This is a genomic window from Alicyclobacillus pomorum DSM 14955, from assembly GCF_000472905.1.
Taxonomy (GTDB): domain Bacteria; phylum Bacillota; class Bacilli; order Alicyclobacillales; family Alicyclobacillaceae; genus Alicyclobacillus_A; species Alicyclobacillus_A pomorum.
This window is the reverse complement of the sequence record NZ_AXAR01000015.1, coordinates 1-13,180: the sequence shown is the minus strand read 5'-3', so window position 1 is coordinate 13,180 and position 13,180 is coordinate 1. Positions and strand designations below refer to the sequence as shown.

The window sequence follows — 13,180 nt, the reverse complement described above, 5'->3', positions numbered from 1 at the left end:
AAAGAACGGGGTGACATGATTGCGACGGGGACTCATGTCTTTGACAGCAGCTACAGCTGCGGTGCTCACGACGACTCTAACATCTGTTTCAGCACTCGCCAACAGCGTTACCAACCCTACTTCATCCACACATTCAGTTACACAGTTGCAAAGGGAGCTTGCCACGTTGGGTTATCTTCCGTTGACCGAATCCTTTCAGTGGAGATACAATGAACCATCTAGCCTGAAGGCGCTGTGGAAAACAGGATCATACAATGTGATGACGAAAGGCGCCGTGATGGAATTTCAATCGGCAAACCACCTTGCAATCGACGGGATTGCCGGTCCGAAGACGTGGACTGCACTAGATAAGGCATATCATGAGAAACGGATGAATCCGTATGGATACACTTACGTGCTTGTATCCGAGAAATCCCCAGAAACACTACAAATTTGGACAAATGGAAAACTTGTTCTCACTTCTTTAGCCAATACGGGCATTTCTCAAAGACCTACGGCTGTAGGGACGTTCCCGGTTTATCTTCGGTATTACTCACAAACGATGAGCGGCACGAATCCGGATGGAACGCATTATTCTGATCCAGGCGTACCGTATGTGAATTATTTTTATGGTGGTGATGCCATACATGGTTTCTGGAGAAAGTCGTACGGGTTTCCGCAAAGTTTGGGGTGCGTGGAACTTCCAGTATCGCAGGCAAAAATAGCATGGAGTTACATCAACTATGGAACTTTGGTTACTGTACAAAGAGGTGGTACCCCAACTTCGAATCCATCAGGCTCCTACTCTCACTATCCAAATCTTCATGAAGGAATCTATAACAATTCTTACGTGATGAAGCTTCAAAAGATCTTAGGGATTACTGCGGACGGTGACTTTGGTCCCAAAACCCTGACCGCAGTGAAAAGATTCCAACAGGCGCATGGGTTGGTGGTTGACGGTATTGTCGGACCAAAAACGTGGAATGCCCTTCTTTCATAAGTGACTAGATAGGTTTCATGGAAGATTCCATGTTTGGAAGACCGGCGACGTGTTGTGTCACCGGTCTCGTTTCGTTTGTCTGAAATGCCACGCCTCTCGGTGTAGATGCCCTCCGTCATGACTTCTCAGGTGAAGCGGTTTGGTACAAAGTTGATTTGTAGTGTCCAATGCTTCTTGAGCTCACTTGCGAAGAAAGGTTTTTCTCACGAATGCTCGCTCATTCGCAGGATTTCATCACCTTCTTAATCGTAACGTTGGAGAAGGTGGTTTTGGCGTGGAATACCGTGCATTCACCAGATTGGATACTGAATTTTCTTGGTATAAGAGTATGTGTATACTTCACGCAAACATCTTCTCAACCCTAAGCTCCGATTCTATTAGGGTCGAACTATTGTCAAGACCACAGTTCCTAATACTTGTGGCCAATCATGATGGTCGTGTTGTCGGCTACACAATCGGATGCCACGAGCGAAAGAGTCAATCATACGTGATATACTCATTCTGAACTTGCGTCATGCGTTCGATGTAGTCGGGACGTATACAGATGAAAAAGGAGAACCGAAAATAATTCTGGAGAAACGGCTGTAAGCCAATAATCCTTATTCAGTTAACGGAGGCATTAATGTAAGAAGACACACAATTGAGTTTATTTCACCGGATTTGGGAGGTGAGTCGTCAATGTATTTCAAGCCGCTGTTTGAGAACGATGTTCCCCAACCACTTCGCCCCTGAGCGAAGTGGATCGGAGAATGCGATCCTTTCCGTCTGGGGCATGCAAAGTCCAATCAAGACGGAGGGAAGCCGTAAAATGAATGAACGATATCTAGGTGCCTTCTTGATGGCACTTGCCGCCAGCATATGGGGTGCTATGTATGTAGTAAGTAAGATTGTACTCGACGTGATTCCACCCTTGGCACTCGTTTGGCTCCGGTATCTGGTCGCCTTGGTCGCTTTGGTGACCATGGCTTTCCTTACCCGTCAATCATGGCGGATTCGTTGGCGACATGTGCCGCTGGTTGTGGCGATTGGTGTCATCGGCTACGCTGTATCCATTTGGGCACAGTTCCTAGGAACAAAGCTTTCGTCAGCACAAATGGGAGCCATCATCACGTCAGCAACGCCGGCTTTTATGGTCGTGTTCGCCCGTATTCTACTCGGCGAAAAGATTACTGTGCGGAAGGCAGTTTCCGTCGGGCTGGCCACTGTCGGAGTACTGTTGATAGCGGGCGTTGGTCATGTCAGTCCATCCAATGAATTGGGCGGGATTGTACTTGGGTTGGCTGCACTCACGTGGGCGCTGATGTCTGTATTGGTCAAACGTGTACCAAGTGATTATTCACAACTCGTGATAACCATGTACGGCGTTCTTGTTGCTGCGGCGGTGATGACACCGGTCTCCTTGGTTCAGCTACATGGAGTGGCCATGACCGAATTTGCCAGACCGACAATTTGGGGTGGTGTCCTCTATCTCGGTGTGGTGTCGACAGCAGGCGCATTCTTCCTCTGGAACAAGGGCTTGCAAATGATTGATGCAACCAGTGGTGGACTGTACTTTTTCTTCCAGCCCCTAGTAGGCACTTTCCTTGGTTGGATCGTTCTGGGTGAACAGGTTGGAATCCCGTTTTGGGTGGGTGCTGCATTGATTCTTGGAGGTGTTTTACTTGTTGTAAGGGATTGAGATAGAGGTCTATGCCATGGGGGCGGCAACTTAGCCGCTCTCCAAACGACAGAGTATTAAATTTTTCTTAAGGGACATATCTCGGATTACGATTAGGATCAGTCGTTAATCCCGAAATGAAGGAGGTTCACATGGCGACGATAGACGATTTTCTTAAACTCGATATTCGGATTGGCACGGTTCTCACGGCGGAACCATTTCCCGAAGCTCGTGTTCCTGCAATCAAAATGGAAATTGACTTCGGACCACTTGGAGTAAAACGTTCCAGTGCACAAATCACAAAGCGATACACTCCGGAAGTAATCGTTGGTAGGCAAGTTGTCGCTGTTGTGAACTTTCCACCGAGACGAATTGCCGGTTTTGAATCAGAGGTCTTGGTCCTCGGAGGCATCCCAGACAAGGGAGATGTCGTGCTCCTCAAACCCGATGAAAATGTTCCGAATGGAACGCCAATTGCATAACTGCGGAAGATCATTAAACTATCCTTGTTCAGCTAATGTTCTATGGGAAAATGGTTCAGGTGGGGGCGAAACCGTGATTGTATTAAAGATTCCTCGGGAACACAAAGCATTGTTGGTAAACAAAATTCAGTCGTATTTTGTGACTGAAAGGTCCGAGGAAATAGGTGAACTCGCTGCAGGAAACTTGTTGGATTTTATGGTAGAACAACTCGGACCAATCATTTATAATCAAGCGATCCGTGATGCCCGAACCGTTGTCATGCAACAGATGGAACGAGTTGAAGAAGAGCTTCATGCCCTTGAACAGCCACTAGAATTGCTAAAACGCAATTAAACCAGCGTAACGAATTCTTGTTGAACTACGGGGGTATAAATTTAACAACGCCCCCGTGTTGGTTTCTGAATAAGCAAATAGCTTACAGTTCCCATCCTTACTGCATTTAGGGGCAGATTGGTTGAAGAAGTCCCATTACAATGAAACTGTGCCCTTATCACACGATACGTGTTAAGTAAGGAGGGTAATTTTTGCTCTTCCATTTTAGCGAGGAGTCTTCAATCAACCAGTTTATACCTCGTCGGTACCGCAGTTATCCGAACTCGCCACCACTGGTCTGGGCAATTGATGAGGAACATGCACCTCTATACTCTACTCCCTTCAGTTCTCAATGATTAGAATGCGCAATGCGAGTCGGTAGAGCGTCCATGCACACTATCTGTTCCAAACAGTTTGGCCACAACTATCCGACAATGGATTGCACGTCGTCGAGCACGGCTTCTACTCAGCCATCCCTCTATAGGATATACTGGAAATTAATCGTCTATTTTTGGAGGTTCGCATGAATCAGAACAAGGTAGCACTGATCACTGGTGGAACCAGAGGGATTGGAAAAGCGATTGCGACGAAATTTGCCAAGAACGGTTACGACGTGGTCTTGAACTTCTTGCGTAGCAAGACGAACGCTGAGAAAACAAAAGAAGAGTTGGAGTCCCATGGAATTCGTGTGCATCTAGTTAAGGCCAACGTCAATGACGTCGACAACATCAAGGATATGTTTCGTGAGATTGACGCCACGTTCGGAAGGTTGGACGTTTTCATCAACAATGCAGCTTCGGGGGTCCTCCGTCCACTTATGGAATTGGAGGAATCACATTGGGATTGGACGCAGGATATCAATGCGAAAGCATACTTCTTTGCCGCACAAGAAGCAGTCAAGTTAATGGAACGTGTCGGTGGAGGTGCAATTGTCGCACTTTCAAGTCTCGGTTCAATCCGAGTTTTACCAAACTATGTTGCAGTAGGGGTGTCTAAGGCATCCCTTGAAGCCATTACCCGATACTTAGCCGTAGAACTCGCATCCAAGAACATCGTTGTCAACGCGGTATCGGGTGGTGCCGTTGATACAGACGCACTAAAGCATTTTCCAAACCGACAAGAGATGCTTGAATCAGGTGCCAACAATCCAGCAGGACGACTTGTTGAACCCGAAGATATTGCTAACGTCGTTTACTTCCTGTGTACGGACAATGCCAACATGATTCGTGGTCAAACCATCATCGTGGACGGTGGATTATCCCTACTTTGCAGGTAATACGGTACAAAAGGCGTCCATCATCGGACGCCCTAACAAGCCATTCGACCAATCGCATGGTCATCTGAACTGAGTCATGTTTTTGACACAAACTAATGTACGTCATCGGGCAGAACCCAGTAATATACTCATCTATACTACATCTATCTACCGGTAGTTGTATTCCAGTGGTAGCTCGTTCCATTGGACAAGTGGGTCGGAGGTAATGCCATGATAAATTCACGCAAACGTCCCATTTGATCACCTGAGGGGCATAGCCCCGTAAGTGGAGAAAATTCCGGCCTCCAATGCGGGGCCTCTGAGGTGATGACAATGAAATATGGGCAAGGTTCTGCGGCAGCGGGATTTCCTGCTATTGACGGCTGGCACGGGCATCTCCACGTTGGGTGACCAGATCGGTTGGCTGTCGCTTCTCTGGTTCGTGATGTTGCTTACAAAGTCCTCACTTCAGATGGGCTTGCCGGGTTGTGCTATGAATTACCGAGTGTTGCCGTGGGTATGTTCGCCGGTGTCTTGATGAACCGGTTTTCACGCAAGCGGCTCATGGTGATGGACAACATCCTGCGGGGATTATGTTTTGTATCCATCCCCATGCTGCACTGGGCACACCTTCTTCCGTGGCTGTTGTGCGGGATGTTGGTGTGCGCCGGTATGTTAGCTCCCTTTACCACGGTCGGAGCGATGGCGTTCGTACCAGAAATCGTGCCGGTCGACATGTTATCCGAAGCCAATGCTTGGGACGAAACGCTGTGGCAAGCGGCATATCTCGCCGGCTCGCTTCTTGGCGGTATCCTCATCAGTTCTGTGGGGGCTCCTATCGCCATTCTGGCGGATGGGCTGTCTTTTTGGGCCTGCGCTCTTTGCCTGACGTTCATTCGGCGTACTGGTGGGGCGGAGGTCAGTAGCGGAAAAGGCGGCTTTACGACTGACTTGCTAAACGGCGCAAAGGCTTTGCTTTCCATGCGTGTTGTATTGGCGATCACGCTGATGGCATTGTTCCTCAATATCACGTATGTACAGTTGGATGTATCCATTCCACTATTCGTCCATGAGGAACTTCATCAGACCGGCTCTGTGCTCGGAATGATGTGGACCGGATATGGTCTCGGCGCAATCGTGGGGACTGCGTTGGTGGCATTCGTGCGTATGGATGGTCGTCAAGGGTTCTGGATGAGTGTGATGGTGGCTGGGATGGGTATGAGCCTCATCCCAATGGTTTGGGCACGTGGCCTATGGCTACCGATAATACTCATGTGGGCTGCGGGTTTCTGTTTTGGACCTTATGCACCACTTGCACGAACCATTGTGCAGAAGCTGGTGCCAGATGACCTGCGTGGCCGGGTGTTCGGAATTCGAACATCCATCATTGGTATCGGTGTTCCAGCCGGATCAGCACTCTGTGGAGTCGTGTTACAAACGATACACCCTTCTGTTTGGATTGGTGTGATGGGTGTAACGATCTTGGCGCTCGGGGTGGGCATGTTGGCATATCGAGGACTGCGAGCAGTCTAAGGTGCATACGTGAGCAGACGACAGGCACGATCGTCCTTTTTGGACGACTTAGTGACCGATATGGCCCCTTTAAGATGTATACGTGGGGACTCCTGGTGTTTGCGGTATCGTCAACATGTTTTCCGCGGTTCTAATTTGCAAAAAAACGCGGCGCTGTTTTATTCGCGTATACTGCATATTCATGCAAAATCATAGTGACATCTTGTTGCGTTATAGGGCAGGAGAGCGCAATATCAATTCCATCAACATATATTTACATACGGTAAAGTGCGCCAAGGCAGGAGCGGAGTGATTGGCTTGGGATGGCTCAGATCGCTTTTTTCCAAAAGGAAATTGATTTATTCCACGTTCAATGAAGCTGACTATATGAGCATCATGAACAAGTTGGATGCAGAGGGAGTACCTTACGTGCTAAAGAGCAAGGGTAGCAGCATGTATCTTGGTTCGCAATGGAGTAACTTGGGCAACCCTACCGAGTACAACTTTTACGTAAGGGTCGAAGATGAAGGTAGAGCATATAAGGCAATAAATCAGAGATGAGCTTGCTAAACTCCCTCGTAGAATAAGGGTTTTCTCACGAATGCTCGCTCATTCGCAGGATTTCGTCACCTGGAATTAGGGTCAGGAGCCACTTGAAGTGTGTAAGATGGACTTTGAGCCGTTACGAGTGCATGCGGAAACAGAAGGTGCGACCGAATATACAGCATCTTCCAAAACACCTCTGTGCTGCACGCTTCCCTCCACAAGGTCCTTGGGATTCACTCTCCCATATCTCGGCGGGTCTAAGCCCTTACATTCCTTCGTCCCATCTGTCCAAGGTGTGGAGTCCGATCAACGTTAAAGGAACGTGTCTAAGCCCTGAAGCCCCATAAACTCGGTACTCCGTGCTTTCTTTGTGAAATCCTGCGAATGAGCCAACGTACGTGCCTAGCAGTCTGACTTAAAGATATGCATTTTATGCTGCCTGGTTCTGTGCCCTGTCAGCGGAAAATGGTTGTCCCTCCCGAGCCATAGCGACCAGCATCCGCGCCAGTTTTCCAATTAACTTCATTATCGACTGCATCTTTGACATCCGCTTGACTTGAACGTTATGTGCATGCAGTGCCTGAAAGGCGCGATTGTGGGAGAGCAAGTGGGATACGGTGAAATACAAGTGTTTCCGCAGGAGTGAACTCCCTCGCTTAGACAGCTTAATTTTGCCTTTGTATTTACCAGAACTGCGCTCGGCTAAATTCAAACCTGCCTTACGTAGCAATTGGTTTCCGTGCGCAAGTTTACGCAAGTCACCACCAAAGGCAAGTATGGCTGCGGTTGCCGGTGCCGTTACACCAACCGACCTGATTAGGTCGGCGCAGGGGATTTCGGAGAGCAGACTCTGAATTCTTTCGTCGGCTTCGTCGATAATCCGCTGAACTCTTTGGTACTCATCAAGTAGGTGCTGTATCAGTTAATTCAGTAAAAGTCAATCCGTTATATAGGAGGACCTTTACGACATTTTGCTTTGTTCGCTTCATGGGTAAAGAAGACTGGTCATATCTGAGTAATATTGTCTGTAATCATACCACCCAGGTAACCAGACGACTTCTTTTGCATAGTTCCGAGTGGGTGTCAGCATCGGGTGTAAACTCCCCACTATCACCGGAACGTGATTCCCCATAATCATCGGTGAAAAATCCCCAAAATCATCAGAATGAAACTCCCCACCCTTTGTCGAATCTTGGCACCATCTTACTTAGGAGGTGCCGACGTGACGGAGAGTGAGAAAATGGAGATTAAGAAACTTTACGAGGAAGGCGTCAGGATTTCAGAGTTAGCTAGGAAGTATGGACGCGACCGTAAGACCATTCGCAAGGCGCTAAAAGAACCCGTGGTAAAGCAGTCATCTCATCAGGGGGCCAAATTGAAGCGCAGTAAGTTGGAGCCATTTAAGCCATACATTGAGAAGCAAATGAAGAAGGGGGTAATGAACGCGGTACGACTGTTGAGGGATATCCAGGAGCAGGGCTATACCGGCGGCATTACCGTTCTCCGGGAATTCATGCATCCGTTGCGGCCAGTTGTCTCTGCCAAGGCAACTGTACGCTTCGAGACAGATCCTGGTGAACAGGCCCAAGTGGACTTGGGGGCTTTCCCGTACATAGGGCCAGACGGAAAGCGCCACACCATCTGGTGTCTTGCCATGGTATTGTCCTACTCCCGAATGCTCTACGTTGAGTTTATCAAAGCGAGTGACCAGTTGCATATCCTTCAGGCCATGCGTAATGCATTCGAGTTTTTTGGCGGTGTACCAAGACCGTTCTAAGTGACAATTGTTCGCCACTTGTCATCTCGAACGACGGCCAAGGAAACGTGCATTGGCAGCCTCCATATCTGGACTTTGCAAAATACTACGGGTTTGTCCCGAAAGCCTGCAAACCGTACCGGAGTCGTACGAAAGGGAAAATTGAACGCCCAATTGGATACATGCGACAGAGCTTCTGGCCGGTCGAGTTTACCGACCAAACGGACCTAAACCAACAACTGTTTCAGTGGCGAGATACCGTGGCCAATGTGCGCGTCCACGGAACGACTCGAGAAATCCCTCTGTACCGGTTTGCTCAGGAGCGCCTGGGGATATTACCAACCAACCGCTATCCACTCGGACATAGCGCGCTACGAAAGGTTAGTAACGATTGCCGTGTATCTTGGAACTCAAATCTGTATTCTGTGCCCTGGAAACATGTCGGCCAGACTGTTTGGGTTCGGGAGTACGAGACAGGCTTACTCCAGATTGAGGCTGAAGGACAGATTGTTGCTGAGCACCGAGTGTTGCCTGGCAGGCATCTGGTATCTGCAAATCCTGAGCACACTCGAGGAATCACACCAACGGCAAGCGTTGCGTACGGAAAGATTCCCGGGACGCAAATTGGTCCAGAGGTAGAACAACGCGACTTGGCAATCTACGAAGAGATTGCGTTGGGAGGTAGATCGCATTGAGTGAACATCTTACCCTAGCCCAGGTCGAAGAATCTCTTCTCGAGCTCGGTCTCAAAAGATCTGCCGACCTCGTTGCAGCGAGTGCAGAGTGGGCGACTGCCAACAACGCCACGTACCTAGACTTTCTAGCACGTCTGCTGGAAGCAGAGAGGGAGGAGCGGTATAACCGCTACCTCCAGACTCGGCTCAAACTAGCGCATTTCCCGTACCGAAAAACATTGGCGGACTTTGAATTTGGGTTCCAACCTTCAATTGACGAGAGGCAGATTCGTGAACTCTCCCAGATGGCATTCGTACATGACGGCAGCAATGTTATTCTTCTTGGACCTCCAGGTGTCGGCAAAACACATTTGGCCATATCGCTCGGCATGGAGGCGATTAGGCAACGAATCAGTGTTTACTTTGTATCCATGCAGGCGCTGGTTAGTGACCTGCGGAAGGCGTACAACGAAAACCGTTTGGACCGACGCCTACGCGTCTACACTAAGCCCAAACTCCTAATTTGTGACGAAGTTGGGTACTTGCCACTGGATGCCGTGGATGCAGCCAACTTCTTTCGTTTAGTTTCGGAACGCTACGAACATGGTGCAATGATTATTACATCCAACACAAGTTACGCCAATTGGGGACATCTATTTGGCGACCAAGTGCTCGCTACTGCGCTTTTGGATAGATTGTTACACCATGCAACCACGATTAACATTCGTGGGAATAGCTACAGGATGCGTGAAAAGCTCAGAACGGGGGTGGTGCATGTTGTAAGTGAAACGGACAAATAGGCGAACGTATGTCCGGGGAATTTTCATCCGATGAAATTGGGGAAATCGTGACGATGATTCTGGGGACAGTTCATCCGGTGTTTGTGGGGAATTTCAATCCGGTGTTGACATGGGGTACCTTCGAAAAGGTAATCCGTCCCCCAAGGATGCTTCTAGTTTGTCGAAACAATCCTGAACACTCTTTTTGAATTCTCCTTCTTCGCAATGAATCGACTGATTTCTAGCTTCCCAAATGACCGTTTTCAATGGGATGCCATGAACCAAACGGCCAGGAGGACACTTATCTATCCCTCCGTATACTGTGGAAATCCCCTGGCGGGCAATTTGAAGGATGGCTTGACATAGAGAGCGAATCGAGTCTTCCTTACTACGCACAGATTCCCGTAACTCCTTCACAGTCTTCTCAATTTCCTGCTTGCGGAATTGTGCCTCCATAGCCATACGATAAGAGCGCTGTACCATTGAATCCGTTGTGAAATCTGACAGGTCATCGTTATAGAACTTGTTATACAACGCTTCTGCCTGAGAGACAGCAATCTTAAGTTGCTGCTCCAAATCCGCCAACCGGATCTCCTCATCTGTGGCAAGAGCAATTAACCCTGACACCGCGTAGCTCGTGTCACTAACATATCCCAAACAGAACATCTCCATTTCATGCTAGTCTGCCAGACACAAGTATAATAAGTTGTCCCTTTTTTACCTATAATCCGCTTATGAGGAACAATCCCATAGTTGCACTACACTGCGCCAGTGCAACAAGAATAGCGGGTCCAATGCGTATCAGTGTTTATTTTCACATATGTGTAATTGTAACATATTGACAACATCCAACAAAGTTTATATTTGAATATTAAGATTATTTTGTGGGGGAGGATGAAAGATGTCGTCACTTATCGATTTTGATGACATGCAACGTATTTGTCTGGAGTTGTGTGAAGATCGAGAAGAAAGGCCGATTAGGGGTACCACCATATAAGTGAGAAATTAGGCTTTAGTTACTCATGAAAAGCGCCCTTTTATTGAATAAGAATTTTCTTCAAATCGAGACGGATTGGCATATAACGTTTTCGCATTCACGAACCCTGCGAGCCTTAGAATGAAGTTCTTAGGCTCGCAGGGTTGTCGCCTGAATCTGCTTCCCTGCTTCTTCTCCTGGCGACCAAGGGGCTCGGAGAGTCCCGCAGCGTGTATGCTGTGTTATATGATGTACCCGACTTCTTCGAGTTACTTTTACACTTCTTTTCTGTTTCAATTTTTACTTCAGTAATGTATATTTCAGTAAAGGCTTTTTATAAAACGTCACTTACTTATTTGTTACCGAGTTGTTCCGCCAAACCGATTAGAAGTCCTTCGGTTCCACGAATGTAGCAGAGCCGATACGAGTCCTCGTACTGAACCACTTCGCCAACGAGCTGAGCACCATACTTAGTGAGTCTGGATACCATTTCGTCAATGTCTTCAACGGTGAACATGACGCGTAGATAACCGAGGGCGTTTACAGGAGCAGTCCGGTGATCTGATATAGTAGGTGGGGTGAGAAATCGCGAAAGTTCAAGTCGGCTGTGGCCATCTGGGGTAACCATCATAGCAATCTCTACGCACTGAGAACCCAGTCCGGTTACGCGACCAGCCCATTCACCTTCGACAGTGGCTCGCCCTTCGAGGTTCAAGCCAATCTCCTCGAAGAAAGAGATTGCGTCATCAAGGGATTCTACAACGATGCCGACATTGTCCATTCTTAGTAATTTGTTTTTTGCCATAGTTTTATCTCCTTATGTGTAAAAATTTATTATCTGATCATCTTCATAATTATATTCTATTAAAAAGTTACAAATTCCTTCCAAACAAAAAACACCTTGTCACAGTTCATGATAACAAAGACAAGTCACAGTATAGGAAAATGTGAAATTGGGTTTTCGGGTATGTCATATAACATCTTGTTAACGAACAACACTTCGTAAACCCTCTGCTATTGGAATATTCGCGAACCTTATTTCGTGAATGCCATCATGTTCAAACCTCTAGCGCAAATTTAAGCTATTGATAACGAATGGCGGAACTGTCATTCTAATTGATCATCTTACCCTTGATGGTACTAACATGCTCTCCAACCCAGCGCTAAATAACCAGGCCCTTTTATCCCTTGGCGGAACCGCCATTCGCGTTGCTACGTTTCTTTATGTATCTGTACAACGTTGTCTTACTGACTCCTGTAGCCTTGGTTATCTCAGTGATGCTGTATTGCTTGCTGTCGTACATCTTGAGTGCCAATGTTACCTTATCCTCATCTTTGTGTGGTCTGCCACCTTTCCGCCCACGCGCTCTTGCACTTTCTAGTCCTGCCTTGGTACGTTCGCTAATCATGTCACGCTCAAACTCGGCTAATCCGGCAAAAATGGTGAACACAAGTTTCCCAGTGGCTGTCGATGTATCAATGCCGTCTTTGAGTGATACAAAGTTGATTCCCTTCTCACCGAACTCATTGATCAAATCAACAAGGTGCTTCGTACTGCGTCCGATACGATCTAGTTTCCACACTACAACCGCATCGCCTTTTCGTAGGTACTTGAGCATGTCATCTAACTGCGGTCGTTCGCGTTTTGTTCCAGTCATCTTCTCCTGAAATATTTGATCAACACCATATTGCATCAGGGCATCAATCTGTAGATCTAAGTTTTGGTCTTGTGTGGAGACACGAGCATATCCGAATATCATCGAGCGTCGTTCCTTCCGTTCTACATCATGTCTCAATGGTATCAAAAATGTTCAAGTAAAGGAGTATCGAAACTTTGATTTTAGAACGGGTTTTGGAACCTATTTTTGATAGCCTTTAGGCCAGTTTATGACGTCCTAATAAAAGTACCGTAAACGTTCGTTTTTGGGACTTAAAGAAGCAATAAATTAGGCTCCGCGAACATGGTTGTACAATGGTGGATGAACGGTTTATATTGCGGGAAGGGTGGCCTTTAAGGTTGGCGTTCTACCCGGACATTGCCTTACCACTACTCCAGCTTGTATGAACTAGCTGACCTGATAATACGAAATCACGTTATTGGATGGAAAACCCTTCGTCCATCTATCTCTGGTAAGGTAGTGTCCCGTCAAGTGGTGTAAATTTGTTGAGTGCCTCTACTACGTGACATACATCATTTATGCAGAACCGAAGTCGGGGCCAGTAACGCCTGGTTACCTGTAACCTTGGCCAT

The 13,180-nt window shown here is 47.5% G+C and carries 14 protein-coding genes; 10 read left to right on the top strand and 4 right to left on the bottom strand.

From position 1 onward, the window contains the following. Window positions 1–40: 40 nt before the first annotated feature. The 7 genes from YWK_RS20040 (at window position 41) to YWK_RS0113905 (ending at window position 6,219) form a co-directional block, all read left to right on the top strand. Window positions 41–979 carry a L,D-transpeptidase family protein gene (locus YWK_RS20040; RefSeq protein ID WP_169727187.1) on the top strand — a complete coding sequence of 313 codons (939 nt, stop codon included), beginning with the start codon at window positions 41–43 and terminating at the stop codon, window positions 977–979. An 808-nt stretch (window positions 980–1,787) separates the two neighbouring features. After that, complete coding sequence (locus YWK_RS0113925) at window positions 1,788–2,657, top strand: DMT family transporter (protein ID WP_026965288.1); 870 nt, start codon at window positions 1,788–1,790, stop codon at window positions 2,655–2,657. Window positions 2,658–2,788: 131 nt separating this feature from the next. Further along, entirely contained in the window at window positions 2,789–3,118 is a 330-nt protein-coding gene (gene csaA / locus YWK_RS0113920; protein ID WP_026965287.1) for a chaperone CsaA, read from the top strand. A 73-nt stretch (window positions 3,119–3,191) separates the two neighbouring features. Continuing rightward, window positions 3,192–3,452 (top strand): DUF2164 domain-containing protein, encoded by a 261-nt coding sequence (locus tag YWK_RS0113915; RefSeq protein WP_026965286.1) that lies wholly within the window; start codon window positions 3,192–3,194, stop codon window positions 3,450–3,452. Between the two features lie 191 nt (window positions 3,453–3,643). After that, on the top strand, window positions 3,644–3,787 hold the full coding sequence (locus YWK_RS22765; RefSeq protein WP_342664251.1) for a DUF6886 family protein: 144 nt from the start codon (window positions 3,644–3,646) through the stop codon (window positions 3,785–3,787). A gap of 167 nt (window positions 3,788–3,954) precedes the next feature. After that, on the top strand, window positions 3,955–4,707 hold the full coding sequence (gene fabL, locus YWK_RS0113910; RefSeq protein ID WP_026965285.1) for an enoyl-[acyl-carrier-protein] reductase FabL: 753 nt from the start codon (window positions 3,955–3,957) through the stop codon (window positions 4,705–4,707). A gap of 399 nt (window positions 4,708–5,106) precedes the next feature. After that, window positions 5,107–6,219 carry an MFS transporter gene (locus YWK_RS0113905; RefSeq protein ID WP_026965284.1) on the top strand — a complete coding sequence of 371 codons (1,113 nt, stop codon included), beginning with the start codon at window positions 5,107–5,109 and terminating at the stop codon, window positions 6,217–6,219. A 955-nt stretch (window positions 6,220–7,174) separates the two neighbouring features. Here YWK_RS0113905 and YWK_RS20035 read toward each other — a convergent pair. Then, window positions 7,175–7,561: a transposase gene (locus YWK_RS20035; protein ID WP_281172259.1), complete on the bottom strand. Its 387-nt coding sequence runs from the start codon at window positions 7,559–7,561 to the stop codon at window positions 7,175–7,177. Between the two features lie 405 nt (window positions 7,562–7,966). Here YWK_RS20035 and YWK_RS22535 point away from each other — a divergent pair, with 405 nt between their 5' ends. From YWK_RS22535 to istB, 3 genes are read left to right on the top strand one after another with little or no spacing between them, the layout of a single operon-like run. Further along, a complete protein-coding gene (locus YWK_RS22535; RefSeq protein WP_245578621.1) occupies window positions 7,967–8,521 on the top strand; it encodes a DDE-type integrase/transposase/recombinase in 555 nt (184 codons plus the stop codon). 47 nt (window positions 8,522–8,568) lie between these two features. Next, complete coding sequence (locus YWK_RS22530) at window positions 8,569–9,195, top strand: Mu transposase domain-containing protein (RefSeq protein ID WP_035467132.1); 627 nt, start codon at window positions 8,569–8,571, stop codon at window positions 9,193–9,195. Continuing rightward, window positions 9,192–9,974 (top strand): IS21-like element helper ATPase IstB, encoded by a 783-nt coding sequence (istB, locus tag YWK_RS0113885; protein ID WP_026965281.1) that lies wholly within the window; start codon window positions 9,192–9,194, stop codon window positions 9,972–9,974. The genes YWK_RS22530 and istB overlap by 4 nt, the downstream gene beginning before the upstream one ends. 93 nt (window positions 9,975–10,067) lie before the next feature. Here istB and YWK_RS0113880 read toward each other — a convergent pair whose 3' ends face one another. From YWK_RS0113880 to YWK_RS0113870, 3 genes are all read right to left on the bottom strand, one after another. Continuing rightward, window positions 10,068–10,538, bottom strand: a complete 471-nt coding sequence (locus YWK_RS0113880; RefSeq protein WP_156909160.1) for a hypothetical protein — start codon at window positions 10,536–10,538, stop codon at window positions 10,068–10,070. Between the two features lie 743 nt (window positions 10,539–11,281). After that, a complete protein-coding gene (locus YWK_RS0113875) occupies window positions 11,282–11,734 on the bottom strand; it encodes a VOC family protein (RefSeq protein WP_026965279.1) in 453 nt (150 codons plus the stop codon). A gap of 376 nt (window positions 11,735–12,110) precedes the next feature. Then, on the bottom strand, window positions 12,111–12,689 hold the full coding sequence (locus tag YWK_RS0113870) for a recombinase family protein (protein ID WP_026965278.1): 579 nt from the start codon (window positions 12,687–12,689) through the stop codon (window positions 12,111–12,113). Window positions 12,690–13,180 lie beyond the last annotated feature (491 nt).